Raw genomic sequence first — 26010 nt, 5'->3', positions numbered from 1 at the left:
TTCATGCAGGATACCTTTATCAATGACTGGAAATCCAAGCTCAACTTAAGCCGGGAGCAGATTTCACATGTCCAGACCACGACCATGTCCGGCAGAGTCACCCGGGTCACCGGTCTGGTCATGGAAGCTGTAGGCCTGCAATTACCCGTAGGTAGTGCCTGTAGCATACATTTACAAAGTGGTGCAAAAATAGATGCCGAGGTCGTTGGCTTCGATGGTGACAGGTTGTTTTTGATGCCACACAGCGATCTTGATGGCGTCACGCCAGGGGCACCGGTGTTCCCGGCAGAGCCGGAAGCACATGAAGTCGTCAATCACCCACGCAGGCGTCCCAGCGACAGAAGCCGTCATCTGCCTGTCGGGTATGAATTATTGGGACGTGTGCTGGATGGCAATGGCCGCCCCCTTGATACACTGGGCCCTCTTGGCACCCATGAATCCGCCCCCTTGGGCGCACGCATATATAACCCGCTGGAGCGTGCCCCTATCGTTGAAACTCTGGATGTGGGTGTCCGTGCCATCAACAGCATGCTGAGCGTAGGCAAAGGCCAGCGTCTGGGTTTGTTTGCCGGTTCAGGCGTAGGTAAGAGTGTCTTGCTGGGCATGATGGCACGCTATACCGCTGCCGACATTATTGTGGTTGGCCTGATTGGCGAGCGGGGACGTGAGGTTAAAGAATTTATTGAGCAAATTCTTGGCACCGAAGGCCTTGCACGTTCTGTCGTGGTAGCAGCACCTGCCGATGCTCCACCTCTGATGCGCCTGCAAGGTGCTGCCTATGCGACCACCATTGCTGAATATTTCAGGGATCAGGGTCGTAGTGTATTGCTGATCATGGATTCTCTGACACGCTATGCCATGGCGCAAAGGGAAATCGCCCTTGCCATAGGCGAGCCGCCAGCAACCAAGGGCTACCCGCCATCTGTATTTGCCAAGTTGCCAGTACTGGTGGAGAGAGCCGGTAACGGCAAATCTGGTGGTGGTTCAATTACTGCCTTTTATACCGTCCTGACTGAGGGTGATGATCAACAGGATCCGATTGCGGATGCCGCCAGGGCTATTCTGGATGGCCATATCGTCTTGAACCGGACTTTGGCAGAAAGCGGTCATTATCCTGCCATTGATATAGAACAATCAATCAGCCGCGCCATGCATAGCATTACATCACCAGAACATCAGGCTCTTTCCAGAAAACTGAAACAGCTGTATTCCCGCTATGAACGCAGCCGTGATTTGATCAGCGTAGGTGCCTATTCACCGGGATCGGACCCACTACTGGATGAGGCAATCCGGTTGCATGGAAGAATAGTTTCATTTTTGCAACAAGATATTACTGAAAAATGCAGCATTCCTGAAAGCTTGGGGCAACTTCAGGCTCTATTCAACGGATAGAAAATCCTGCCAGCGACTATACTTAAATCACCATGGCGTTGAAATCACCAATTAGCACACTGATAGAAATTACAGAAAAAGAAGTTGACGATGCCGCCAAACTTCTGGGTAAAGCCATACGTGCGCATGAAGATACTGAGAAAAAGCTGAATTTATTACAGCAATACCGCGATGATTACGCGCAAAGATTACAGGATGGTGCGGCAAAAGGTCTGACTGTGTCGCAATATACGAATTTTTTGTCTTTCCTGGCCAAGCTTGACTCTGCCATCGATGGGCAAAAGCAGGTCGTCATGGATGCAGAGCATCGTATCGTGATGGCAAAAACAGAATGGCAAGCCACTGAGAAAAAACGACTTTCTTATGACACTTTGCAAAACCGTGCACAAACGGTGTTGCAAAAAAAGGAAGCGAAACGAGATCAGAAGCAAACCGATGAAATGGCTGCTCGCGCCCTCTTCTATAAGCGCTAATTTATTTACAGGTACCGCAAATGCAAGCTAATCCCATACTGACAGCGATAGACAAACCAGGTGCGGCTACCAAGCCAGGCAAAAACAGCACATCTGGCAATCCTGAAATCAGCTTTAACCAAATGCTGAACAAAGAAATCTCCGGTACAAAAAAACCGGAAATGGATGTTGCACGCCCTGTCAATAAGCCTGCCCCGCCCGCCAAGAATAATAACAACGTCAACACAAACAATAATAACGCAGCCAATTCCGGCAACAAGCTGGCAAATAATGAAAATGCTGCGCCTGCACCATCAAATGCCACAAAAGTAGATGACTCGAATACTGATGGCACTGTAGCCAAAGAAGATGAAACTGATGTCAAAAAAGAAGATGATATCAGCGAACAAATTCTGGCTCTGGTAGGTAATCTCAATGCGGCAGCAGTTACTACAGAGATAGTAAGAAAACCTGTAGCAGACGACATTGATACGAGCAAGAGTGATAATCTTGCTGCCATTTCCAGTACTGATACTGCCGCCACAGCCGACTTGGTCGATAACAATGCAGTCGCAGCACTGACAAAGTCAGCGGTAGAAAATCAGAATAAGATTGCAGCACAATTTGATAGTTCTACCGCGGGCAAGGAACAAATTAAACCTGAAGCCCCTGCGACTCAGGCAGATATAGCAGCAATTGCAGCACAAATGATCGCCAGCAAGGCAGATGCTAAAACCACTGCTAAACTGGCTGAAAACAGCTCAAATGCAGCCACCTCATCTCTTGATAAAGATGTTGGAAAATTGACCGAGGCCGTTACCAGTGCCGCCGAACTCACAGCCCTTGCTCCAAAAGATGCTCTGGCAGTGAAGAGTACGGCTACGACTGGCACAGAGAAGCCTGCAGAAACCGCCGTTAGCGAAACTAAAGTTGATGATCTGAGTTTGAATAAAACGGCAAATGACAAGACTGGTGATACACGGCTTGCAGTAGCGGCAGAGACGCCCAGATCGTTCGCCAGCGACATTGCGCAGGCAAAAGATGCCTTGGCAGAACGTATATCCGACATCAAATCCGGCTCAGCCGCGAAAGATAGTCAACAAGTGATTGCTCCACCAGCAATTGCAGCAAATGCTGTCAGCAGCACGCAATTCAATGCTGCCGTTCTGGCAGCAGAGCAAATCGCACCACGTGTTGGCAGTAATGGCTGGGATAAGGCAGTGGGTCAAAAAGTCGTCTGGATGGTCGGCGAAGGCATGCAATCGGCTGAACTGACATTGAATCCGCCAGATCTGGGGCCCTTGCAGGTCGTGCTGAAGCTCAGCAATGAACAAGCCAGTGCCAGTTTTTCTTCAGCTCAGCCAGAAGTCAGGGAAGCGCTGGAAGCCGCCTTGCCACGTTTAAAACAAATGCTCAATGATGCTGGTGTCCAACTGACAGGGTTCTCTGTGAATTCACAGGCAGCCGGTCAGGGGCAAAATTTCACACAACAACAGCCACGCAGCATTAATTCATCAAGAATTGGCACAGATGTGCCAGACAATACTATTAGCACCGCAAACACGACACCCACCAGAATACAGACAAATAACGGCCTGGTAGATACCTTTGCCTGAGATAAGCTTACTCAGGTCGGCTTGAAACAATTACGCCACTACGCAATGATCAGCAATGCCGCCTGCCTATACGCCAGGGGCGTTGCTGTACGCGCTTATTTCACTTTCTGACACACAAGAATTGCTCATACGCATCGTGATCAAGCCCTACTCTCTGGAAAAAAGCCTGCACATGCATGTAGAATGGTCGTGAACAGGCTGATCCAGGTAACAAAGCGAACTCACATCGTTTTGCAAACAATAGAGATAAGCTGAAATACGCCCTCTTTTTCTTGGATATTAAATACCTGCTATCAAGCATAATACTTAAAAATCATGGCATTTAATGCCTACAGAGAGGAAAACCATGGCGAAAGCACCGGCCAAAGCAGCGGAAGCAAGTGATGCTCCAGCAGCAGGAAAATCAAAGAAAAAACTCCTGATCATCATCGCCGCCGTCGTATTTTTATTGGTCGCCGCAGGCGGTGGTGCCGCTATTTTTCTATCTAAAAAGGCTTCTTCCTCCAAAGAAAAAGAACATAAAACTGAACCGACAAAAGCACCTGTATTTCTGGCGCTGGAAGCATTTACAGTCAATCTGCAATCAGAAAACGGCGATAAATACCTGCAGATCAGCATGACCTTGCAAGTGCAGGATGAAGAGCAGGTAACGCTCATCAAGGCTAATATGCCGCAAGTGCGCAGCCGTTTATTGCTGCTGCTGTCGAGCAAAGATTCGACTGAAATTCTGTCGTCTGAAGGCAAGGAAAAACTGGTCAATGAAATCATAGAAAAAGTTGCTCAGCCTTTTACGCCCAAGGGCGAGCCCCAAAAAATCAGCGGCGTTTTCTTCACTTCTTTTGTAGTTCAATAAAACCATGTCAGATAATTTCCTCTCCCAGGAAGAAGTCGATGCCCTTTTAAAGGGCGTCACGGGAGATCAGGATGACTCTCAGTCACTGGAAGACACCTCTGGTGTCAGGCCATACAATCTTGCCACGCAAGAGCGTATCGTCCGCGGTCGCATGCCGACATTGGAAATTATCAATGAGCGTTTTGCCCGTCTGTTGCGCATAGGTTTGTTCAATTTCCTGCGTCGCAGTGCCGAAGTCTCGGTAGGTACGGTCAGGGTATCGAAGTACAGTGAATTCATCCGCAACCTGGTGGTGCCGACCAATCTGAACCTGGTCCACATGAAGCCTTTGCGCGGCACCTCCCTGATTGTGCTTGATCCGGGACTGGTGTTCTTGTTGGTGGACAATCTGTTTGGTGGTGATGGACGCTTTCATACCCGTGTTGAAGGTCGTGATTTTACCCAGACCGAGCAGCGTATTATTCATCGCATACTGGAAATCATTTTTGAAACCTATTCCAAATCCTGGGAGCCCGTTTACCCAATCGAATTTGAATACATACGGTCAGAAATGAACACCCAGTTTGCCAATATTGCGACACCGAATGAAGTCGTCGTGTCTACCACCTTCACGATAGAACTGGGGCCTGTCAGCGGAGAAATGCATTTATGCATGCCCTATTCCACGATAGAGCCTATACGTGACATCCTGACCAGTAGCCTGCAGGGTGAGACTCTGGAAGTGGATAAGCGCTGGGTGCGCCTGATGACGCAACAGATACAGATAGCAGAAGTCGAAATAGTTGCCGATTTAGGGACCACGCGTGTCACCCTGGGCGATATACTGAATATGAAGGAAGGCGATATCATCCCTCTTTCAATACCAGAAATTATTTCAGCAAAAGTTGATGGCACTCCGGTGATGGAGTGCAAATATGGTGTATTTAACGGACAGTATGCCTTGCGTGTGGAGAAGCTGATCAGCTCCAGCGTACAGGAAGTAGCACAAGGAGAAAATCATGGATGACAACGGCGAATCCCCCATCAGCGAAGATGATTGGGGTGCTGCGATTGCAGAACAGGAAAGAGCCGAAGCCGCAGCAGCCGAAAAGGCTGAAGCACCGCCGGCCACCGCTGCGATTTTCAAGGAATTCAGCGGCAAGAGCAGTTCTGCGCCTGAAACCCATAATGACATTGACTTCATTCTGGATATTCCAGTTCAACTGACAGTGGAACTGGGCCGTACCAAGATTGCCATCAAAAACTTGCTGCAACTGGCTCAGGGTTCTGTTGTCGAGCTAGACGGTCTGGCTGGTGAACCTATGGATGTATTGGTCAATGGCTGCCTGATTGCCCAGGGTGAGGTAGTGGTGGTCAACGATAAGTTTGGTATACGCCTGACGGATATCGTCACACCTGCAGAACGCATACGTAAGCTTAACAAATGAGGACGAAATTGCCTTATTTTGTATTGGCAGTAATAGCCATCTTGAGTACATCTGCATTTGCGGCTGAGAATACCCCAATTTCACCCAGTGGCGGTTTATTGCAAATTGCCACAGCACTGCTGCTGGTGCTGGGTCTGGTTGTCATGGCTGCCTGGCTCATGCGTCGCCTTGGTCCCATGAATGCGGGGAATAAAATCCCCGTCAAAATTATCGGCGGCATCAGTGTAGGTAATCGCGAGCGGGTTATGGTGGTTGAAGTTGGTGACCAGTGGCTGATTCTTGGTGTGACAGCCACCAATATCAACAACCTGGGCAGTATGCCCAAACAGGAAGAATTGCTGAATCAGTCAGCACAAACAGTCATAAATGATCCTTTTTCTGCCTGGCTCAAGCGCACACTGGAGAAGCGAACTACTGACCGGTCTACCCAGCGATCTGATAACAGCTAATACATTGCATGAAAAATTTGCGTTCTCATCTGCCATTTATAGTACTGGCTATCTTACTGTGCGGGCTGGTCCTGCCTGACGCAGCCATGGCCCAGGCCAACGGTGGCTTGCAAGCTATTACCAGTACACCAGCTCCCGGTGGCGGACAAAACTATTCTCTCAGCATCCAGACACTGCTGTTCCTGACAGCATTAAGCTTTTTGCCCGCAGCTTTGCTGATGATGACCAGCTTTACCCGAATCATCATTGTCTTGTCTTTACTCAGGCAAGCGCTGGGCACACAGTCAGCTCCACCAAATCAAGTAATGATAGGTCTATCACTGTTTTTGACTTTATTTGTCATGGGGCCAGTGTTTGACAAAATTTATGCTGAAGCTTATCAACCATTCACTGAAAACAAGATCACCATGCAGGTTGCCATGGATAAAGGGGCTACACCCCTGAAGCAATTCATGATGAAGCAAACCAGGCAGACTGATCTGGCACTGTATGTCAAATTATCCAATACCCCGGAGTTGCAGGGGCCAGAAGATGTGCCTTTGCGGATTTTGATACCGGCCTTTATTACCAGTGAACTGAAGACAGCTTTTCAAATCAGCTTTGCCATCTTTATCCCCTTTCTCATTATCGACATGGTAGTCGCCAGTGTGCTGATGTCCATGGGTATGATGATGGTTTCGCCTGCAATTGTGTCACTCCCCTTCAAGCTCATGCTATTCGTGTTGGTAGATGGCTGGCAATTATTGATAGGCTCACTTGCACAAAGTTTTTACTGAGGTTCACCATGACACCCGATAGCGTAATGACATTAGGCCGCCAGGCCATGGAAGTCACCTTAATGGTGTCTGCCCCCCTGTTGCTGGTGGCACTGGGCATAGGTCTTATCGTCAGTATTTTTCAGGCAGCAACACAGATTAATGAAACCACCCTGTCTTTTATTCCCAAGCTGATAGGCATCTTTGTGACCCTCATCATTGCCGGGCCGTGGATGCTTTCCATCTTGATGGACTATATGCGCCAGATGTTTTCCAGCATCGCCACCATGGCAGCCTGATGTGCGTACCATCGCAATCCCATGATTTCTTTTTCCAGCAATGAGCTGATTGCACTGATCAATTCCTTTATCTGGCCTCTGACCAGGATACTGGGCTTGATCGCGGTGGCGCCGCCGTTTGGGAATAATACCGTTCCGGTACAAATCAAAATTGCACTGGGTGTAGTTTTGTCATTGATCGTCGCCCCTACCCTGCCCACCATCTCTGACCTGGACCCGGTTTCTCTGAACGGTATTCTGGTGCTTGCTCAACAGCTCATCATAGGATTGGGAATGGGTTTTGTGATGCGCGTGGTTTTTTCCGCCATAGAAATGGCCGGCGAGGTTTCTGGCCTGACTATGGGCCTGGGCTTTGCCACTTTCTTTGATCCACAAACTCAAGGGCGTTCTTCGGCTGTAGCACAATTCCTGGTGCTGACTTCTACCTTGTTGATGCTGACGCTGAATGTGCATCTTTCCATGCTGGCGGCCTTAGTTGAGAGTTTTCATACCATCCCCATTGCGACCACCTATCAGTCTGGCCTGAATTATCAAAAATTGGCGATCTGGGGCGAGCAAATTTTCAGTGTAGGCATGCACCTTTCCTTACCCATCGTTGCTGCTCTGCTGGTCACCAACGTCGCACTGGGTATATTGACGCGTGCAGCTCCACAATTGAATTTGTTTGGTATCGGATTCCCGATTACCATAGGCGTAGGTTTTTTGATGCTGGCCCTGATCATGCCTTATCTGCTATTACCGCTACAAAATCTGTTCCAGAGTGGTATAGAAATGATGCAGTCACTAGGCCAGCCTGCGTCATTACCTATTCCAGTAAAAAAATAAATCATGTCGCATCAGGCATTTACTCATGAAGCCAGACTGTATAGCGTAGAGCAGATACGTGACATAGAGCGTCTCGCACTTGCGCATCAGGGTGAGACGACGCTCATGCAAAAAGCTGGGCTGGCCGCTGCGGAGTTGGCGATCAACATTGGTGCGAGCAAACAAACTCCTGCGCTGATCCTGGCGGGCCCGGGCAATAATGGCGGAGATGCTTACGAAGCTGGATATCAGCTAATCAGACAAGGATATAAAGCTGCTTGCGTCATGTGCGGGGAAATTGGGAAATATTCTCAAGATGCACAAGCAGCACTGCAAAGAGCGAAAGATGCAGGGCTGGAGTTTATAGAGCCGAGTGCGCTGACTAATGCCACGTCAGCTACGTCACTAGACTGGAGTCTGGTGATCGACGGCTTGTTCGGCATAGGTTTGAAGCGGGCACCTGAAGCTGACATTGCCAAACTGATAGCGTTCGTCAACCAGCTTGCCGTTGAACAGGCAGTCCCGGTCCTGGCAATTGATGTACCCAGTGGCTTGAATGCCGATACAGGGCAGCCTATTGGTCCCGACAGCGCGGTTATTCAAGCCAGCCACACCATCAGCTATATCTCCAATAAAAGCGGGCTGCATACAGGATCAGGCAAAGATTACGCGGGTAAGGTCACGGTCAACAAACTGGATATTGCTGAAGATTTTTTCCCGGAATGCCATAGCCATTTGAATGAACGCACTTCCCTGTTACACGCCCTGACACCACGCAAGCAAAACAGCCATAAAGGCAGTTTTGGCGATGTCGTGATACTTGGTGGTGCCAAGGGAATGACAGGTGCAGCCATACTCGCTGCCAGGGCGGCGCAATACGCAGGTGCGGGACGTATTTATTGCAGCATGCTGACAGAGGCACCTGCTTATGACAGCCTGCATCCAGAAATCATGTTTCGCAAGATTGACGAAGTAAGTTTGGCAGGTGCAACTGTCGTTATCGGCCCGGGCCTGGGAACATCGACCAGTGCCTATGCTTTACTCAGCAGCGCGATTCAAACTGCGCAGGCGCTCGTCATCGATGCCGATGCCCTGAATCTGATCGCTGCAGATACCAAATTGCAGACATCTTTACGTAATAGAAATAGTCCATGCATACTCACGCCACATCCACTGGAAGCGGCCAGATTGCTAAACAAGAGCGTGGCTGATATACAAAATAATCGCCTGCAGGCATCACACACACTGGCGCAGCAATTCAATGCGGCGATCATACTCAAGGGTTCTGGCAGTATTATTTGTGATCCGGATGGGAATTTGTTCATCAATACGACAGGCAACCCAGCACTGGCAAGCGGCGGCACTGGTGATGTGCTGGCGGGGGTTGCTGGTGCTTTGCTGGCACAGGCTTGCAGCAGCACGGATGCTGCAAGGATTGCTACCTGGGTACATGGTCATGCAGCTGACGAACTGGTTGCGCGAGGAACAGGGCCTATAGGTTTGACCGCCAGCGAGTTATTGCCAGAGATCAGATCCAATATTAATCAATTGGCCTATCAAGCCACCACTGGCAACTGATTCACTACCTTGATCAGATACTCAATCAACCAGGCTATTAATCTGCTCAGGAATCAGTTTTTCCACTTCAGACGTGGCATCACAAACAATGCCTGACTGCGCCAAAGCTGCTGACAGTTTTTCTATCTGCTCTTGCTGTGCAGCAGCGTGATCAATCAGCTTGTGCAAGACCTTGGAAATCGGGTCATCACTGTTTTGTGTCACGCCATATGCCGTGAACAAATGTGCCGTTTCTGAATCTGCCGAGGCCACTTCTTTTTTGATGACATGAGCAGGGTTACCAACTGCAGTACCACCAGCAGGCACAGGCTTGAGCACGACAGAGTTAGATCCTATCTTGGCACCCGCACCGATGGTAAAACCACCCAGTACCTTGGCACCGGCACCGACGATGACGCCTGCTTCCAGCGTAGGATGACGTTTTGCACCACGCGACAAGGACGTACCACCCAGGGTCACGCCCTGGTAAATCGTGCAGTCATCACCAATTTCTGCCGTCTCGCCAATGACCACACCGAAACCATGGTCAATAAACACTCTGCGGCCTATCGTTGCGCCTGGGTGAATTTCGATACCGGTCAGCACACGGGCAATATGGGAGATGAAGCGCCCCAGCCATTTCAAACCACGTTTCCAGCACCATTGCGCCCAACCATGCATGAGTATGGCCTGAAAACCAGGATAACAAGTGATCACCTCCCAGGCATTACGGGCGGCAGGATCTTTCTTGATAATGCTGGCGATATCTTCTCTCAGGCGGTCAAACATGGAATTTATATGGTTATGACGGAGGGGAATAAGATAGTAGCGTATTTCTGAAAACGCTGCGTCCGCTGCCCAAATCACCGGGGACCAGACGCTATAGGCTTACAGACGCTGACGGCGGGCTTCGTATAGACAAACACCAGAAGCCACAGAGACATTCAGGCTTTCAACAGAACCGAACATGGGGACGCTGACCAGCATATCGCAGGTTTCGCGGGTCAGGCGGCGCATGCCCTCACCTTCAGAACCCATGACGATGGCGCAACCAACTTTGAAATCGACATCGTAGATATTTTTTTCGACTTCATCTGTGGTGCCAACCAGCCAGATATCACGGTCTTTCAATTCACGCAGGGTACGCGCCAGATTGGTGACGGTGATATATGGCACTGTTTCAGCAGCACCACTGGCAACCTTGGCGGCGGTAGCATTCAAGCCCACTGCCCTGTCTTTGGGAGCGATAACCGCATGCGCACCGGCACCGTCAGCCACACGCAGACAGGCGCCCAGGTTATGCGGATCGGTAATACCATCCAGCACCAGCAACAAAGGCGGGCCATCAATCGCATCCAGCAATTCATCGAGATTACGCGCCAGTGACAGTTCACTGGCCTTGGCTACTACACCCTGATGACGACGCGTGCCGACGATATTGCTGAGGCGCTGATCATCTGCCGGGATGATGCGCACACCAGCGGCTTTCGCTGCTTGCAGCAGGTCTTTCATACGACCATCGACGCGGGAAGAATCTACATAGATTTCTTCGACGGAAGAGGCTTCATGACGGATCCGGGAGGTCACCGCATGGAAACCAAAAATCATTTTACTTTTCATTTCATTCTTTTCTTTGCATGCATTTCTTTAAGGTACTAACGTCTTTTCTTCGCTGACTTACCGGCGGCAGCTGGTGCTTTTTTCTTTGCACTGGCAGCAGCAGGCGAAGATTTCTGGCGACGTCCACCAGAAAAACTTTCTTCTTTTACTTTCTTGGCTGGGGCAACTTTGCCACCTCTGCCATAATTTGCCACAACTTTTTCTTCAGGAACAAGCAAGGCTTTCTTGGCACTGGCAGCACTCTTGCGATTTTTTTCATTCGCGGTTGCACCACGACTATCCACCAGCCCAGCTGAGCGTGGTGATACTGGCTGCACTATGGCCAAATCTATCTTGCGTGCATCAAGGTCAACCCGGCTGACTTGCACTGTGACTTTATCTGTCAGTTGATAGCGTTTGCCAGTACGTTCGCCGCGCAATTCATGGCGCGCCTCATCGTACTGGAAGTAATCAGCACCCAACTCCGTCACATGCACCAGGCCTTCGATGAAAATCTCATCAAGCTGGACGAAGATACCAAACTGTGTCACACCTGTGATCATGCCAGTGAATTCTTCACCCACCTTATTGCGTATGAAGTAGCATTTGAGCCAGGCTTCGACATCGCGTGATGCTTCATCAGCACGACGCTCATTGGCAGAACAATGAACACCAAGCGCATCCCAGATAGTCTGTTCTTTTTCTTCCTTCTTCTTGCCCGCTGCCTTGTCAGCAATCTGCTGCTTTCTGGTGGCATTCGACACGGAAGTATTCAAGAGCGTCAGGTCTATGCCCTTGGGCTCATATTTACGCCCCTGCAAAATTGCCTTGATGGCCCTGTGTGTCAGCAAATCAGGATAACGGCGTATCGGGCTGGTGAAATGGGCATAGGCATCATAAGACAAACCGAAATGGCCAATATTGTCCGGACTGTAAACCGCCTGCTGCATGGAACGCAGCAACATGGTTTGCAAGAGTGTCGCATCCGGCCTGCCTTTGACCTTTTTCATCAGCTCGGCATAGTCCGATGCTGCTGGCTTGTCGCCTCCACCGAGGAACAGACCAACTTGCTTCAGGAAATTTCTGACCTGGGTCAGTTTCTCTTTGGTCGGGCCAGCATGGATACGGTATGTGCCTGGATGCTTGTAAGTTTCCAGCAAATTTGCAGCGCAGACATTGGCTGCCAGCATGCATTCTTCAATCAGCTTGTGCGCATCATTACGTGTACGTGGCAATATCTTTTCTATCTTGCCGGCCGGATTACAAACGATATAGGTTTCTGTCGTTTCAAAATCGATGGCACCACGCACCTGGCGCGCCTTCAATAAAGACTGGAACACTTCATACAAGTGCAAGAGATGCGGCACCAAAGTCATACGCTTGGCAGCTTCCGGCCCTTTGGTATTGCCAAGTATGGCCGCCACTTCTGTGTAGGTGAAACGCGCGGCGGAATGGATGACAGCCGGATAAAACTGGTAAGCCGTGACTTCACCGTCCTGCGTGATCACCATATCGCACACCAGCGTCAGGCGATCGACATCAGGATTCAGCGAGCACAGGCCATTTGACAGGCGCTCTGGCAGCATCGGTATCACCCTGCGTGGGAAATACACAGACGTGCTGCGCAACAGGGCCTCTTCATCCAGCACATCATTCGGGTTGACGTAATGACTGACATCGGCAATCGCAACGATCAGCCTGTGGCCTTTACTACGGCCTATCTTGACTGGCTCGCAGTAAACGGCATCATCAAAATCGCGCGCGTCTTCACCATCAATCGTCACCAACGGAATATCACGCAGATCTACACGGTCAGTCAGATCACTATCCCTGACTTCCGATGGCAATTTGGCAGCAGCTTTTTTAACCGCTTCAGAAAACTCATGCGGCACGCCAAATTTTCTGACGGCGATTTCGATTTCCATGCCGGGGTCATCGACATCACCCAGTATCTCAACGATCTTGCCAACAGGCTGTGCATAGCGGGTCGGCTGCTCAGTCAACTCGACGCTGACAACCTGGCCAGCCTTGGCTTTGCCTGGTGCGCCGGTCAATAAAATATCCTGGCTAAAGCGCTTGTCTTCAGGCGCAACTATCCAGACGCCATTTTCATTTAGCAGGCGGCCAATGACATGCGTATTGGCTCTGTCGAGTATCTCAAGTATGCCACCTTCTAAACGACCACGTCTGTCGGTACCGACGACACGTGCCATGACGCGGTCGCCATGCAAGACTTTTTGCATTTCGCGCTCTGGTAGGAACAGGTCTTCAGTGCCGTCATCAGGGATCAGGAAACCATAACCTTCGCGATGACTACTGACTTTGCCGCTGATGAAATTATCGTGATTGGCGATGGAATAATTCCCACCTTTATCTACTTTGACTTGCCCATCTCTTTCCATCGCGCTTAAACGTCGTGTCATGCCATCTAACTCCTCAGGTTTCACTGACAGCGCTTCTGCAATTGCAGCAGCCGTCATCTTTGCCGTGTTAGTACGTAGAACACCCAGTATCTCTTCGCGACTGGGAATGGGGTATGAATGCTTGTTCAAATTTTGTATTTTTTCTTAAAAAAGTTAATTTGGCTTACGCCAAAATCTTATCAGGCCATAGTTTACTGTAGCAAACCTCTTTCGCCTAACAATTCTTGTATTGTTCAGGTAGCTCACCTTGACAAATGCTTCAATTAATTTATAATCTTGTTCTCCGTTGCCCACGTGGCGGAATTGGTAGACGCGCATGGTTCAGGTCCATGTGCCTTCGGGTGTGGGGGTTCGAGTCCCTCCGTGGGCACCACCAAATTTGAGAGCCCGCTGATGAAAATCAGCGGGCTTTTTCAATTCCAGATCCACTTTTGCAAACATATGCAAGAAGCCATTCCTTTCTGTGTTCACAATTGTTTGCTGCGATGCCTCCGTAGCCCCCCCCACCTCACTCCAATTTCCTGCAAAAATATTTCCCCAAAGCCAGTCAAATACTCTATAATTATGCCTTCCGTTGCCCACGTGGCGGAATTGGTAGACGCGCATGGTTCAGGTCCATGTGCCTTCGGGTGTGGGGGTTCGAGTCCCTCCGTGGGCACCACAATTTGAGAGCCCGCTGATGAAAATCAGCGGGCTTTTTCAATTCCACCTCAGATCTTCTCATTCATACTTGGTGTCATATCTACATCATCACATTCCAGGCCAGCCTACGGGCCACGGCAAGCAGCAACCCGACACACAATAAAAAACTGCCAGCAGCGCATACCAGCACTCCCCAAAAAAAACGGAAGCAAATAGCTTCCGTTTTTTAACCAGCAATTACGCTGCGCCCTTTTTCAACCAGGCATTCAACTGATGCGGCCTGATGCTGTCATATTCTTCGAAAGGCTGATGTATCCAGGGATTGTTCGCCAGATAGTCCAGATAGTAATCCGGAGCCACTGATGAACATGCCTTGTACCAGATCACAGCTGATTTTACTTCGGTCACAGCCGGAAAATTTTCGCGCAAATGCACGAGCACCTTTTCCAGGGTAACGCCAGAATCAACCAGATCGTCCACTACCAGCACTTTGCCCTGCAGTGCGCCCTTAGTCATGGAAATATACTTTCCTATGTCCAGAGTACCCTGCACTGTGCCCGACTCTTCGCGATATGAACTAGTCGACAAAATCGCCAGAGGCACATCAAAAATTCTGGAGAAAATGTCACCAGGACGCAAGCCACCACGGGCGAGACACAGGACTTGATCAAACTTCCAGCCAGACTCATGCACTTTCAGTGCAAGCTGCTCGATGGAACGATGATAAGCCTCCCAGGAGACCCACAAGTCCTTGTCTGTAGATGCAGGCATATTCATATTTTTATTTTTCCTTCTTAGATAAACGGGTGCCTTAACACGATGGTTTCTTCGCGATCTGGTCCGGTAGAGACCATATCGACAGGAACACCAACCAGTTCCTGAATACGCATGATGTAATTGCGGGCGTTGACTGGCAGAGCATCCATGCTTTGCGCGCCAACTGTCGTCTCAGACCAACCTGGCATTTCTTCATAAATAGCTTCGCAACGTGCCGCTTCTTCAGCGCCAACCGGGAAGATATCAACAACTTTGCCATCAACTTTATAACCCGTACACAACTTCAGCGTTTCCAGGCCATCCAGCACATCAAGCTTGGTCAGGCACATGCCTGATACGCCATTGATTTGCACAGAGCGCTTCAACAGGGCTGCATCAAACCAGCCACAACGACGGGCGCGGCCGGTGACTGTGCCAAATTCATGACCCACACTGGCCAGATGCTTGCCTACGCCTGCATCAGTTGGCAATTCAGACGGGAATGGCCCAGAGCCTACACGTGTCGTGTACGCCTTGGTAATACCCAGGATGTAATGCAACATGTTAGGACCAACACCAGAACCTGCCGCTGCATTGCCTGCCACACAATTACTGGAGGTAACGAAGGGATAAGTACCATGATCAACATCCAGCAAACTGCCTTGCGCGCCTTCAAACAAGAGGCTGGCACCAGCTTTGTGCGCAGCATACAAGGCACTGGAAACGTCCGCCACCATAGGACGGATACGCGGTACATTGGCCAGCGTATCATCCAGAGTTTTCTGGAATTCGACTGCTGGAGCTTTCAGATAATTGGTCAACACAAAATTGTGGTAATCCAGATTTTCACGCAGCTTTTCAGCAAAACGCTCTTCATTGAGCAAATCAGCTACGCGGATTGCACGACGGGCAACTTTGTCTTCATAGGCTGGGCCTATGCCTTTGCCAGTAGTACCTATCTTGGCGGCACCACGGGCAATTTCACGCGCCGCATCAAGTGCAGTGTGATAAGGCAAGATAACCGGGCAGGCTTCTGAAATCTTGAGGCGGGAAGCAACTTCCACCCCATTGGCTTGCAATTTGTCGATTTCACGCAAGAGATCAGGCACGGACAAGACCACGCCATTACCGATATAGCAAGCTGTACCCGCACGCATGATGCCTGATGGTATCAGTTGCAAGGCTGTCTTCTGACCGCCAATAACCAGCGTATGGCCAGCATTGTGCCCGCCCTGAAAGCGCACGACGCCCTGAGCGTGGTCCGTCAACCAGTCAACGATTTTTCCTTTGCCTTCATCGCCCCACTGGGTACCGATTACGACTACGTTTTTTGCAATTTTAGTTTGTGTCATCACTCAACCTACATTTTGAAGAATCCATTTACCTGCATCGAAAATGAGTGCGCGATTGCAGTCAAATTCGTCTTGTTCGTTCTCGTGCCCCGGCAGGCTTTGAATTACGATCTCACCCTCGCCACGCAATGCAGCAATTTTTTCCCGCAATGCAGGATCACTACCCCAGGGAGCGCGAATTGCGTCTTTTCTCTCGGCGGAGGGCAACAGACGTGCCAGCTCACGCAAATCCAGAGAAAATCCGGTCGCCGGGCGTGAGCGGCCAAAAGCTTCACCCACATGATCATAGCGACCACCACGTGCAACCGCGTTTGGTAAACCAGGTACAAATACATTGAACATTACACCACTATGATAGTGGTAGCCGCGCAAATCAGCGAGGTCTATTGTGACATGGGCAGCACCCGTCAAACGCACCAGATGCTCAAGCTCGCTCAGCGCAGTCTGTATGCCTTCGAATGCCGGCAATACTGTACGTGCTTTTTGAATGATGGAGATGTCGCCATATAAACCTGGCAAAGCCATCAATGCAGCACGCACCTCTGGCGAAAAATTCTGACTGAGCTTGTCTATGCTAGGCAAATCCTTGGCCTCCAACAAGGCATACAGAGTATTTTCTTCAGCCTTGGCCAACGGGTCAGCGGCCAATAAGGCGCGTAAAACACCGACATGGCACATATCCAGTCTGACATCTTTGACATGCGCCAGAGCCAGGCAAGCCAATACCAGCTCCTGGATTTCAGCGTCTGCTTCCAGTCCGGCATGACCGTAGATTTCTGCGCCGATTTGCAAAGGCTCACGCGTGGCATGTAAACCAGATGGCTTGGTATGCAAGACACTACCTGCATAGCACAGGCGGGTCACAGTACGGCGGTTTAACAGATGCGCATCGATACGGGCAACTTGCGTGGTCATGTCAGCACGCAGGCCCATGGTACGCCCAGAAAGCTGGTCTACCAGCTTGAAAGTACGCAAATCCATGTCCTGACCGGCACCGGTCAGCAAGGATTCTATGTATTCCAGCATGGGAGGCATGACTAGTTCATAGCCATACAATCTAAAATTGTCCAGCAATACACGGCGCAACTCTTCTATCTTGCGCGCTTCCGATGGCAAGATGTCAGCGATATTTTCAGGTAAAAGCCAATTCGGCATGAAGAACAATCAAAAAAAACAAGAAATTAATTTAGTCTATCCGACAAACAGCGATCTGCACAAAATTTGTGCAGATCGCTGTCGTCACTACAATCGTTACATATAGTATGGGTACTACTTACCCTTTACTGCTGGTACAGCACCACCTACTGAGGATGGGCCTTTAAAATATTTAAAGAACTCAGAATTTGGGTCTACTACCAAAATATCATTCTTGGTCTTGAATGAGGCAGTATACGCTTCCAGGCTACGATAAAACTTATAAAACTCAGGGCTTTGGCTATAGGCTTGCGCATAAATCTGCGATGCCTCTGCATCACCCGCACCGCGTATTTTTTGCGCGTCACGATTAGCTTCGGCCTTGATTACCAGCCTTTGCTTGTCGGCATCAGCCCGGATCTCTTCGGATTCTGCTGCACCGGTAGAACGCAAACCATTTGCCTCACGAGTGCGTTCTGCCTTCATACGATCGTAAACCGAGTTGTTGATCTGCTCTACATAATCTACACGCTTGAGACGCACATCAATAATTTCAACGCCTATGTGCCTGGTTTCATCAGAAACCTTCTTCTTGATGGCATCCATGACCTTGCCGCGCTGAGTAGATATCACCTCACCCACTTTGCGCTTGGTTATTTCATCATTCAAGGCTGCCTTGATGATTTGCGACATTCTATCCTGCGCCCTGCGCTCTTCGCCATTAAAACTGACGTAATACAGACGCGGGTCTTTAATACTCCATTTGACATAAGAATCAACCAGAATATTTTTCTTTTCAGAAGTCACAAAACGATCTGCTGAATTGGTGTCAATGGTCAAAATACGCTTATCCAAAAACAACACATTTTGGAACGGTGGCGGCAACTTGAAATGCAAACCTGGCTCACTAATCACGGACTTGACTTCACCCAAAGCGAATACGATGGCATGTGAGCGCTGATCAACAACGAAAATAGTCGAATATGCAACTAAAATTGCTGCGCACAGTGCAATGATGAAGGTAGCTAACTTATTCATTATCTGCCCTCCCTGTCACGTGTGTCGCGATTATCTTTTGATCTTCCATCCTTGCCATAACGCATTTCCACAGTAGGAATCTGTTCGACAGCCGGAGCCACCTGTTGGGCTGGTGCAGCAGGCTTGGCTACAGATTGATCAGCTTGATTGATCATCTTATCCAAAGGCAAATAAATCATGTTATTGCCAGTCTTGGTGTCCACCATCACTTTACTGGTGCTGGAGAATATTTGCTGCATTGCCTCCATATACAACCTGTCCCTGGTAACTGCCGGTGCCTTTTGATATTCCGTCAGCACTTGCTGGAAACGTGATGCACTACCCTGAGCGTTGGCAACCACACTTGCTTTATAGCCTTCTGCCTCTTGTATCATACGAGAAGCTTCTCCGCGCGCCTTAGGAATCACATCATTGGCATAGGCTATACCTTCGTTTTTCAACCGCTCTTTATCTTGCTTGGCTTTTTGCGCATCTTCGAAAACGGCCTGAACTTGCTCAGGTGCCTGCACATTTTGCATAGTTACCTGAGCGACTTGCACGCCTGAACGATAAGCATCCAGAATTTTCTGCATGCCCGCATTCACATCCAAAGCGATTTTTTCACGGCCTTCGTACAACACAAAATCCATAGAGCTTTTGCCGACAATCTCACGTACAACGGCTTCAGCCACCTGGCGTATCATCTCTTCCTGATCGCGGTTGTTATACAACCAGTCAGCAGCATTATTCAATTTATATTGAACAGCAAATTGAATATCAACGATATTTTCGTCGTCAGTCAGCATCAAAGATTCGCGTTCCCTTGAGCCTTTTTTGTAGCCGATTTCCACCGTTCTGACTTGCGACAGATTGACTATCTCATGCCCCTGAACAGGATAGGGCCAACGCCAGTTAAAACCAGCAGCCGTCTGATGACTGAATTTGCCAAAAGTGGTAATGACAGCTGTCTGACCTTCTTGTACGATGAAAAAACCACTGGATAACCAGACCAGAGCAATCACAGCAACAATTAGAGAGGCACCGATTTTAGCGCCTGCTGAGTCTGGTGAAAAATTACCACCATTGCCGCCGTTATCACCGCCATTTTGCCCAAGCAAACGTCCTAGTTTTTGGGTAAAGTCCTTCCACAGCTGATCAAGATCAGGTGGGCCTTCAGGCGGTTTTTTATTGTCTGGCTTATTATTCTGGTTATTATTTTGCGAACCACGCCCCCATTGCGGATCATTTATGGACATGGTCAAACCAATTCTTTTGAGAAGTGAAACAAGCATTCTGTCGCTATCCAATGAATAGTGGGTTGGACTACTGAAAATCAAAGCGGGCATCAACTGCCTCTGGTGTTGCCGATTGCACAATACCAGACATTTTTGCCAATGCGAATTCGGCTATGGATTCGCGTAATAAACCTATACCTGCCCCAGTGCGAGCGCTCAAAAAAACCCTTTGGATTTTATCACACTCATCCGTCTCGACCGACGGTTCCAGACCGGCAAGATCTATCTTATTCCACACCAGTACCTGTGGAATATGATCAGCACCAATTTCCTGCAGCACTTGATTGACTTGTTGAATCTGGTCAAAGCGCACAGGACTACTTGCGTCCACTACGTGCAATAACAAGTCCGCGTGTATGGTTTCTTCCAACGTCGCCCGAAATGCGGCAACCAGTTGATGCGGCAACTCCCGAATGAAGCCTACCGTATCAGAGATCACGATATTACCTGCATCACCAAGATACAAGCGACGTGAGGTGGTATCCAGCGTTGCAAACAATTGATTGGCGGCATAAGCGCCCGCCTTGGTCATTGCATTGAACAAACTGGACTTACCGGCATTGGTGTAACCAACCAGCGAAACCGACAAGGTGTTGCTACGTCCGCGTGAACGTCTCTGGGTTTCCCTCTGCTTATGTAACTTATCCAGCTTTTGTTTGAGCATCTTGACCCGATCGCCCAATAACCGGCGGTCAGTTTCAAGCTGAGTTTCACCTGGACCACGCAAACCTATACCGCCCTTTTGCCTTTCCAGATGCGTCCAGCCACGTATCAGACGTGTTGCCAAATGTTGCAATTGCGCCAACTCAACTTGCACTTTACCCTCATGGCTTTGGGCGCGCTGGGCAAAAATGTCCAGTATCAGACTGGTGCGGTCCACCACCCTGACCTTCAGGTGACGCTCCAGATTTCTTTGTTGCGCTGGAGAAAGTGCATGATTGAATATGACGATATCCAGCGCGCCATCGGCGACAGCATCAGCAATCTCATCGGCCTTGCCGCTGCCGACAAAAAAAGCAGCATCAGGACTGGATCGTTTGCAAGTGATGGTTGTGACGGGCTCAGCCCCCGCAGATTGCGAGAGCAAAGATAGTTCTTCGAGACTGGCGGTGAAGTCGTCTTTACCGAAATCAACGCCGACTAAAGCGGCGCGCATAGACGACTTCTTTATTTCGGTACTCAAAAATTACTCTGCCTCTGGCTCAGTGTTGATGCTGACTGCGCGTGCAGGCACGACGGTGGAGATAGCATGCTTGTAAACCATTTGCGTCACAGTATTGCGCAGCAAAACCACATACTGATCGAAAGATTCGATATGGCCTTGTAACTTGATGCCATTGACCAGATAAATTGATACAGGAATATGTTCTTTACGCAAAGCGTTCAGAAATGGGTCTTGTAATAATTGCCCTTTATTGCTCATAACAGCTCCATTGTGTTGTTGTGATTAGGAGTTGGGGACTACTTATCAGAATACAAGTATTCCCAGAAGTTGATTACAAAGTAATGTAATCTATTTTTATCTTAATTGCATATCCCTTGCTTAAATTTCACTGCAAAAGGATATGAACCAAGCTTTTTTTACATTTTGATACTTGCCAGCAAATTTACTTGGACGACTTATCAAACGGATTCTTGCCGGAACGCATCTCAATTCTGAGTGGCGTTCCTGTCAGGGAGAACGTTTCACGGAAATGCTTTTCAAGATAACGCTTATACACATCACCCACAGCTTCAAGTGCATTGCCGTGAATGACAATGATAGGTGGATTTTGTCCACCCTGATGGGCATAACGCAACTTGGGACGGATGGATCCCTTGCGCTTGGGTTGTTGATGCTCTACCGCCTCAATCAAGGCACGCGTGAGTTTAGGTGTGGACAAGTTGACCATCGCAGCAGCATAAGCGGCGTCGATAGATTTCATCAACGGAGCTATGCCAGTCGATTTCAGTGCTGAAATGAAGTGGAATTTGGCAAATGTCAGGAAATTCAGCTTACGCTCAATATCCAGCTTGATTTCATCACGCCTGTCGCTTTGCAGGCCATCCCATTTATTGACACCAACAACCAGGGCGCGGCCAGACTCCAGGATAAACCCGGCGATATGCGCATCCTGCTCAGAAATATCTTGTTGCGCATCCAGAAGCAGAAGCACGACATTAGCTTCTGATACGGATTGCAGGGTTTTCACGACCGAAAACTTCTCTATCGCCTCAAACACCTTGCCGCGACGACGGATACCTGCGGTGTCTATCAGTGAATAGTGCACGCCATCACGTTCGAACGGTATCTCTATGGAATCACGGGTAGTACCGGGCATATCAAAGGCAATCACCCTTTCTTCACCCAGCAAGGTATTGACCAAAGTCGATTTACCGACATTAGGGCGGCCAACGATGGCGATCTTGATACCTCTGACTTGAGATTCAGGTTCTTCCACTTCCGCCGGACGCTGGGCAAAAGCAATGTCGACCATTTCTTCGACCAGATCTGCCACACCATCACCATGAGCCGCAGAGATCACGTAAGGATCGCCCATGCCCAGCTCATAAAAGTCTGCAGTGACTGAGGTATATTTCATACCTTCAGCCTTATTCACGACCAGCATCACGGAACGACCTGATTTACGCAGAAAATCTGTGATGGTTTTATCATGTGGCGTCAGGCCTTGACGGCCATCGACAATAAACACAACGACATCTGCCTCAGCCACAGCCTGTTTAGTCTGTTTGGCCATTTCATGCATGATGCCTTCTTTGGCGACGGGCTCAAAACCGCCCGTATCGATCACCAGAAAAGGACGCTCACCAACACGACCTTCGCCGTAATGCCTGTCCCTGGTCAAACCAGGTAAATCTGCGACCAAAGCGTCGCGTGAACGGGTGAGCCGATTGAACAGCGTGGATTTGCCGACGTTAGGTCGGCCTATAAGTGCGATAACCGGCTTCATTATTATTACTCGGTTGCCAGAGCAACCACTGATCCTGATTTTGTTTGAACGATCAGTTTAGCATCGACCACTAACGGCGCTGCTAAAATCTGACTACCATCGGTAGTAACACGTCCGATGAAAGAACCATCTTCCCTGGAAAGGAAGTGGACATAACCTGCGAAATCACCAACCGCTACTGCGCGGTCATATGAAATTGGTGCGGAAAGACGACGATAGCTAAGTTTATCATTGCGCCAGGCACTCGCACCGCCATTACGCGCAAACGCGTTCACTGCACCTGCTACATCTGCCGCAAACACGAAGCGCTCGTCAACACTGACGCCCACTTCGCTGGACAATGCCTTACCCCAGCGCAAGGCACCAGTACCAACATCAAAACAGGCTACCCTGCCTTGATAAGAACTGGCGCAAATATCGCTGCCCATGATCACAGGAGCACCAGAAACGTCGGCAACACGCTCCAGTTCGGTAGCGCCCTTAGGCTCACCTACCGTTGCTTCCCAGCGCAAACCACCATTATTCAACGCCAATGCAGACATACGCCCACCAGGCATGGCAACAATTGCCTGTTGCTCATGTATCACAATGCCGGGAGCAAGACGCAAAGTCAACGGTGGCAATGGGCGCTCTATTGACCATTTGCGTTCACCCGTATTGAGGTCATAAGCACTGACTTTGTTATCAATGCTGCGCACGACAACCAGACCCTGACCGACAGCCGGGGCAGACAAAATCTCATTCGTGCTTTGCACTTTCCAACGCAATTTACCATCAAGATCAAAGGCCAGCACCTGCCCTTTTTCACCTGCCACAGCAACTGTGCTGCCATCTACACCTACACCAGCAGTCAAACGCGTACCGGCATTGATACGCCAAACGGTGCGACCAGTCGCCACTTCTATACGCGCCAGTGTGCCATCAGCTGCTGCCACATAGACATTTTGCGCATATGCAGCAGGAGAGAAAACATAGTTACCTGCAGTACCAAGTGCAACAGTCCAGCTAGGCTTGATCGCCATCGTTGCCTTGATATCAGTCAAAACCGCTGGCTGATTTTTTGCATCAGATTTCGATGAAAACGGATTCAATGACGACAGTGTAGAACAGCCAGTCAAAGCCAGAAATGCAGATGATGCTACGAGCAGTTTGGCAGAAAATTGCATGTATGATTCCCCTTATTTACTGACAACTTTAGCATCTGCCACACCACCGATCACATCCAGCTTCATTTGCAAAGCCTGGCGACCTGGACTTTTATCCGACATTTTTTCAAGCGCTGACTTGTAAGCTGTACGCGCATCTTCGATCTTATTTTGCGCAACGTAAATATCACCTTTAGCATCGAGCACATCAGCATCGAATTGCTCAGGGAAAGTGCCTGACAACTGCTTCAAGGCTTCGTCATAAGCTTTTTCATCCAGAGAGATGCCTGCCAGACGTATTCTCGCCAGCGCCTTATATTCGTCAGCCTTGGAAGTATCAGCAACCCATTGCAACTGGCTCTTGGCTGCTTTCAAGTCACTTGCATCAAACGCACTTTTGGCAGCCACCAGTGCTGCCATAGGCGCATAAGAGGTAGAGGCAAATTTGGTTTTCAAATCCTCTGCCACTGCTTGTACTTTGACATTATTTTTGGCAACAACCGATTTCTGCATTTCCTCATATAACTGGGAAGCTTGCAATGCCTGGTTGTTTTGACGTGAGACCCATGCAGTCCAGCCCGCATAGGCTGCAAGGAAGACAATCAGTCCCCAAGTTACCATATTGCCGTATTTCTTCCAGGTTGCCTTGAGATTATCTAACTGCTCTTGCTCTTCTAAATTGTATGCCATAGCGTCTTCGTTTATCTATGTTATTAATATGATCAATATGGATTAATGGTGCACATGGTGGTGATTTGGATCATCACAGCAATCCGCTTCGGCACTACCGGCGATTTGATCAACCAGATAATCCACTGCTGTATCAAAAGGGACGTTAACCTGGTTATTTTCAGCATCGCCGGCACGCAATTCCTTGACACTCACCGTATTATTGTTCGCCTCATCTTCACCAATGATGACAGCGTAAGCTGCCCCGCTACCGTCAGCCTTCTTCATTTGTGACTTGAAGCTGCCTACACCATTAGCAGTTGCGCAATGTAACACAACATCCAGACCAGCATCACGCAAACGCTCACTTAATACCATCGCTTGTATTTGTGCTTCTGCCCCCTGATGCACGAGGTAGACGTCACACATTGCGGGTTGATGCACGTCGCCATTGGCTTTCATCAATTCCAGCAAACGCTCTATACCCATGGCAAAACCACAGGCTGGCGTTGGCTTACCACCAAAAATACCAAACAAGGCATCGTAACGGCCACCAGCGCACACCGTACCCTGGGACCCCAGATCGTCAGTAACCCATTCAAAGACCGTACGATTGTAATAATCAAGGCCGCGCACCAGACGGGGATTGATGGTGAATGGAATGCTGTTGTGACGCAAAATCTTTTGCACACCCTCAAAGTGTGCCAGGGATTCAGCGCCCAGATAGTCCAGCAATTTAGGTGCTGCGTTGACCATTTCTTGCATGGCCGGATTTTTTGTATCCAGAATACGCAAGGGGTTGGTCAACAAACGCCTTTTTGCTTCAGCATCGAGAATGTCCTGATGCTGTTCGAAATAAGCGATCAGCGCAGCCTTATGTTGATTCCTTTCCTCGGCATCACCAATGGAATTCAACTCCAGTCGCACATTCTGTAGCCCAAGGTCATCCCAGAAACGCTGACACATCATGATCAGTTCTGCATCGATATCAGGTCCGGTAAAACCCAGAGCCTCAGCACCTACCTGATGGAATTGACGATAACGGCCACGTTGTGGTTTTTCATGACGGAACATGGGACCGGTATACCACAAGCGCCTCGGGCCATCGTAAATGAGATTATGTTCAATCGCAGAACGCACTACACCAGCAGTGCCTTCAGGGCGCAAAGTCAGCTTGTCACCGTTCATGGAATCTTCAAAGGAATACATCTCCTTTTCGACAACATCAGTTACCTCACCCAGACCACGCGCAAACAGGTTGGTAGGTTCAACAATAGGGGTACGGACTTGTTGAAAGCCATAACTCTTCAATACAGACTGCACAGTATTTTCAAACAATTCCCACAATGGGGCGTCATCCGGTAAAAGGTCATTCATCCCTTTCACACCAGCGATTTTTTCTGCTTTTTTTATTTCCGACATG

At 49.2% G+C, this 26010-nt stretch carries 25 protein-coding genes and 2 tRNA genes; 13 read left to right on the top strand and 14 right to left on the bottom strand.

Annotated features, from left to right (window positions below; translation table 11 throughout):
* Window positions 1–3 precede the first annotated feature (3 nt).
* The 11 genes from fliI (at window position 4) to AC3WQT_RS19465 (ending at window position 9625) form a co-directional block, all read left to right on the top strand.
* Entirely contained in the window at window positions 4–1392 is a 1389-nt protein-coding gene (fliI, locus tag AC3WQT_RS19515) for a flagellar protein export ATPase FliI (protein WP_492706201.1), read from the top strand.
* A gap of 32 nt (window positions 1393–1424) precedes the next feature.
* Window positions 1425–1865 carry a flagellar export protein FliJ gene (fliJ, locus tag AC3WQT_RS19510; RefSeq protein ID WP_492706199.1) on the top strand — a complete coding sequence of 147 codons (441 nt, stop codon included), beginning with the start codon at window positions 1425–1427 and terminating at the stop codon, window positions 1863–1865.
* 20 nt (window positions 1866–1885) lie between these two features.
* A complete protein-coding gene (locus tag AC3WQT_RS19505; RefSeq protein WP_492706197.1) occupies window positions 1886–3460 on the top strand; it encodes a flagellar hook-length control protein FliK in 1575 nt (524 codons plus the stop codon).
* A 346-nt stretch (window positions 3461–3806) separates the two neighbouring features.
* A complete protein-coding gene (gene fliL / locus AC3WQT_RS19500) occupies window positions 3807–4313 on the top strand; it encodes a flagellar basal body-associated protein FliL (protein ID WP_492706195.1) in 507 nt (168 codons plus the stop codon).
* Between the two features lie 4 nt (window positions 4314–4317).
* The gene (gene fliM, locus AC3WQT_RS19495; RefSeq protein WP_110253184.1) at window positions 4318–5319 is read left to right on the top strand and encodes a flagellar motor switch protein FliM; all 1002 of its coding nucleotides are present in this window, start codon (window positions 4318–4320) and stop codon (window positions 5317–5319) included.
* Window positions 5312–5740, top strand: a complete 429-nt coding sequence (gene fliN / locus AC3WQT_RS19490; protein ID WP_492706193.1) for a flagellar motor switch protein FliN — start codon at window positions 5312–5314, stop codon at window positions 5738–5740. The genes fliM and fliN overlap by 8 nt, the downstream gene beginning before the upstream one ends.
* Window positions 5737–6189: a flagellar biosynthetic protein FliO gene (gene fliO / locus AC3WQT_RS19485; RefSeq protein ID WP_492706191.1), complete on the top strand. Its 453-nt coding sequence runs from the start codon at window positions 5737–5739 to the stop codon at window positions 6187–6189. Before fliN ends, fliO begins: the two co-directional genes overlap by 4 nt.
* Window positions 6190–6197: 8 nt before the next feature.
* Entirely contained in the window at window positions 6198–6965 is a 768-nt protein-coding gene (gene fliP, locus AC3WQT_RS19480) for a flagellar type III secretion system pore protein FliP (protein WP_492706190.1), read from the top strand.
* A gap of 8 nt (window positions 6966–6973) precedes the next feature.
* On the top strand, window positions 6974–7243 hold the full coding sequence (fliQ, locus tag AC3WQT_RS19475) for a flagellar biosynthesis protein FliQ (protein ID WP_162058734.1): 270 nt from the start codon (window positions 6974–6976) through the stop codon (window positions 7241–7243).
* A 21-nt stretch (window positions 7244–7264) separates the two neighbouring features.
* Window positions 7265–8068, top strand: coding sequence for a flagellar biosynthetic protein FliR (fliR, locus tag AC3WQT_RS19470; RefSeq protein ID WP_492706189.1), 804 nt, complete (start codon window positions 7265–7267; stop codon window positions 8066–8068).
* A gap of 3 nt (window positions 8069–8071) precedes the next feature.
* Window positions 8072–9625 carry an NAD(P)H-hydrate dehydratase gene (locus tag AC3WQT_RS19465; protein ID WP_492706187.1) on the top strand — a complete coding sequence of 518 codons (1554 nt, stop codon included), beginning with the start codon at window positions 8072–8074 and terminating at the stop codon, window positions 9623–9625.
* Window positions 9626–9646: 21 nt separating this feature from the next.
* Here AC3WQT_RS19465 and cysE read toward each other — a convergent pair whose 3' ends face one another.
* The 3 genes from cysE to rnr all read right to left on the bottom strand — a co-directional run bounded on the left by cysE (window position 9647) and on the right by rnr (window position 13755).
* Window positions 9647–10393: a serine O-acetyltransferase gene (cysE, locus tag AC3WQT_RS19460; RefSeq protein ID WP_492706185.1), complete on the bottom strand. Its 747-nt coding sequence runs from the start codon at window positions 10391–10393 to the stop codon at window positions 9647–9649.
* Window positions 10394–10492: 99 nt separating this feature from the next.
* Window positions 10493–11224 (bottom strand): 23S rRNA (guanosine(2251)-2'-O)-methyltransferase RlmB, encoded by a 732-nt coding sequence (gene rlmB / locus AC3WQT_RS19455; protein ID WP_423003757.1) that lies wholly within the window; start codon window positions 11222–11224, stop codon window positions 10493–10495.
* 35 nt (window positions 11225–11259) lie between these two features.
* Window positions 11260–13755, bottom strand: coding sequence for a ribonuclease R (gene rnr, locus AC3WQT_RS19450; protein ID WP_492706184.1), 2496 nt, complete (start codon window positions 13753–13755; stop codon window positions 11260–11262).
* Between the two features lie 159 nt (window positions 13756–13914).
* Between rnr and AC3WQT_RS19445 the strand changes: the two genes are divergently transcribed.
* Window positions 13915–13999 (top strand) — tRNA-Leu (locus AC3WQT_RS19445).
* 203 nt (window positions 14000–14202) lie between these two features.
* Window positions 14203–14287: transfer RNA gene (locus AC3WQT_RS19440), tRNA-Leu, on the top strand.
* A gap of 218 nt (window positions 14288–14505) precedes the next feature.
* Here the strand turns inward: AC3WQT_RS19440 and AC3WQT_RS19435 are convergent.
* From AC3WQT_RS19435 to hisS, 11 genes are all read right to left on the bottom strand, one after another.
* Window positions 14506–15039 carry a phosphoribosyltransferase gene (locus AC3WQT_RS19435; protein WP_110254186.1) on the bottom strand — a complete coding sequence of 178 codons (534 nt, stop codon included), beginning with the start codon at window positions 15037–15039 and terminating at the stop codon, window positions 14506–14508.
* A 23-nt stretch (window positions 15040–15062) separates the two neighbouring features.
* Window positions 15063–16376 carry an adenylosuccinate synthase gene (locus AC3WQT_RS19430; RefSeq protein WP_162041081.1) on the bottom strand — a complete coding sequence of 438 codons (1314 nt, stop codon included), beginning with the start codon at window positions 16374–16376 and terminating at the stop codon, window positions 15063–15065.
* 3 nt (window positions 16377–16379) lie between these two features.
* Window positions 16380–17531 carry an ATP phosphoribosyltransferase regulatory subunit gene (locus AC3WQT_RS19425; protein WP_492706183.1) on the bottom strand — a complete coding sequence of 384 codons (1152 nt, stop codon included), beginning with the start codon at window positions 17529–17531 and terminating at the stop codon, window positions 16380–16382.
* A 114-nt stretch (window positions 17532–17645) separates the two neighbouring features.
* Window positions 17646–18548 (bottom strand): protease modulator HflC, encoded by a 903-nt coding sequence (gene hflC, locus AC3WQT_RS19420; protein WP_492706181.1) that lies wholly within the window; start codon window positions 18546–18548, stop codon window positions 17646–17648.
* Window positions 18548–19819, bottom strand: coding sequence for an FtsH protease activity modulator HflK (gene hflK, locus AC3WQT_RS19415; protein ID WP_492706179.1), 1272 nt, complete (start codon window positions 19817–19819; stop codon window positions 18548–18550). Before hflK ends, hflC begins: the two co-directional genes overlap by 1 nt.
* Before the next feature lie 31 nt (window positions 19820–19850).
* On the bottom strand, window positions 19851–20978 hold the full coding sequence (gene hflX, locus AC3WQT_RS19410; RefSeq protein ID WP_492706178.1) for a GTPase HflX: 1128 nt from the start codon (window positions 20976–20978) through the stop codon (window positions 19851–19853).
* A gap of 30 nt (window positions 20979–21008) precedes the next feature.
* Window positions 21009–21245: an RNA chaperone Hfq gene (gene hfq / locus AC3WQT_RS19405; RefSeq protein WP_162041076.1), complete on the bottom strand. Its 237-nt coding sequence runs from the start codon at window positions 21243–21245 to the stop codon at window positions 21009–21011.
* A gap of 184 nt (window positions 21246–21429) precedes the next feature.
* Window positions 21430–22773: a ribosome biogenesis GTPase Der gene (gene der / locus AC3WQT_RS19400; RefSeq protein ID WP_492706177.1), complete on the bottom strand. Its 1344-nt coding sequence runs from the start codon at window positions 22771–22773 to the stop codon at window positions 21430–21432.
* A gap of 5 nt (window positions 22774–22778) precedes the next feature.
* Complete coding sequence (gene bamB, locus AC3WQT_RS19395) at window positions 22779–23939, bottom strand: outer membrane protein assembly factor BamB (RefSeq protein ID WP_492706176.1); 1161 nt, start codon at window positions 23937–23939, stop codon at window positions 22779–22781.
* A gap of 12 nt (window positions 23940–23951) precedes the next feature.
* The gene (locus AC3WQT_RS19390; RefSeq protein WP_492706174.1) at window positions 23952–24608 is read right to left on the bottom strand and encodes a YfgM family protein; all 657 of its coding nucleotides are present in this window, start codon (window positions 24606–24608) and stop codon (window positions 23952–23954) included.
* 42 nt (window positions 24609–24650) lie between these two features.
* Window positions 24651–26009: a histidine--tRNA ligase gene (hisS, locus tag AC3WQT_RS19385; RefSeq protein WP_492706172.1), complete on the bottom strand. Its 1359-nt coding sequence runs from the start codon at window positions 26007–26009 to the stop codon at window positions 24651–24653.
* Window position 26010: the final 1 nt, after the last annotated feature.

Source organism: Undibacterium sp. FW305-107 (genome assembly GCF_058788535.1).
The sequence above is the reverse complement of the archived record's forward strand: the minus strand, read 5'-3'. Positions and strand labels throughout refer to the sequence as shown.

Coding starts and splice junctions, on each gene's coding strand:
- AC3WQT_RS19465 (WP_492706187.1), top strand. CDS start 8,072: ATGTCGCATCAGGCATTTACTCATGAAGCCAGACTGTATAGCGTAGAG.
- hflX (WP_492706178.1), bottom strand. CDS start 20,978: ATGCGCGCCGCTTTAGTCGGCGTTGATTTCGGTAAAGACGACTTCACC.
- AC3WQT_RS19505 (WP_492706197.1), top strand. CDS start 1,886: ATGCAAGCTAATCCCATACTGACAGCGATAGACAAACCAGGTGCGGCT.
- AC3WQT_RS19430 (WP_162041081.1), bottom strand. CDS start 16,376: ATGACACAAACTAAAATTGCAAAAAACGTAGTCGTAATCGGTACCCAG.
- hflC (WP_492706181.1), bottom strand. CDS start 18,548: ATGAATAAGTTAGCTACCTTCATCATTGCACTGTGCGCAGCAATTTTA.
- hisS (WP_492706172.1), bottom strand. CDS start 26,009: ATGTCGGAAATAAAAAAAGCAGAAAAAATCGCTGGTGTGAAAGGGATG.
- fliP (WP_492706190.1), top strand. CDS start 6,198: ATGAAAAATTTGCGTTCTCATCTGCCATTTATAGTACTGGCTATCTTA.
- der (WP_492706177.1), bottom strand. CDS start 22,773: ATGAAGCCGGTTATCGCACTTATAGGCCGACCTAACGTCGGCAAATCC.
- hfq (WP_162041076.1), bottom strand. CDS start 21,245: ATGAGCAATAAAGGGCAATTATTACAAGACCCATTTCTGAACGCTTTG.
- AC3WQT_RS19435 (WP_110254186.1), bottom strand. CDS start 15,039: ATGCCTGCATCTACAGACAAGGACTTGTGGGTCTCCTGGGAGGCTTAT.
- fliI (WP_492706201.1), top strand. CDS start 4: ATGCAGGATACCTTTATCAATGACTGGAAATCCAAGCTCAACTTAAGC.
- cysE (WP_492706185.1), bottom strand. CDS start 10,393: ATGTTTGACCGCCTGAGAGAAGATATCGCCAGCATTATCAAGAAAGAT.
- fliQ (WP_162058734.1), top strand. CDS start 6,974: ATGACACCCGATAGCGTAATGACATTAGGCCGCCAGGCCATGGAAGTC.
- fliM (WP_110253184.1), top strand. CDS start 4,318: ATGTCAGATAATTTCCTCTCCCAGGAAGAAGTCGATGCCCTTTTAAAG.
- hflK (WP_492706179.1), bottom strand. CDS start 19,819: ATGCTTGTTTCACTTCTCAAAAGAATTGGTTTGACCATGTCCATAAAT.
- AC3WQT_RS19390 (WP_492706174.1), bottom strand. CDS start 24,608: ATGGCATACAATTTAGAAGAGCAAGAGCAGTTAGATAATCTCAAGGCA.
- bamB (WP_492706176.1), bottom strand. CDS start 23,939: ATGCAATTTTCTGCCAAACTGCTCGTAGCATCATCTGCATTTCTGGCT.
- fliR (WP_492706189.1), top strand. CDS start 7,265: ATGATTTCTTTTTCCAGCAATGAGCTGATTGCACTGATCAATTCCTTT.
- fliL (WP_492706195.1), top strand. CDS start 3,807: ATGGCGAAAGCACCGGCCAAAGCAGCGGAAGCAAGTGATGCTCCAGCA.
- fliO (WP_492706191.1), top strand. CDS start 5,737: ATGAGGACGAAATTGCCTTATTTTGTATTGGCAGTAATAGCCATCTTG.
- fliN (WP_492706193.1), top strand. CDS start 5,312: ATGGATGACAACGGCGAATCCCCCATCAGCGAAGATGATTGGGGTGCT.
- fliJ (WP_492706199.1), top strand. CDS start 1,425: ATGGCGTTGAAATCACCAATTAGCACACTGATAGAAATTACAGAAAAA.
- AC3WQT_RS19425 (WP_492706183.1), bottom strand. CDS start 17,531: ATGCCGAATTGGCTTTTACCTGAAAATATCGCTGACATCTTGCCATCG.
- rlmB (WP_423003757.1), bottom strand. CDS start 11,224: ATGAAAAGTAAAATGATTTTTGGTTTCCATGCGGTGACCTCCCGGATC.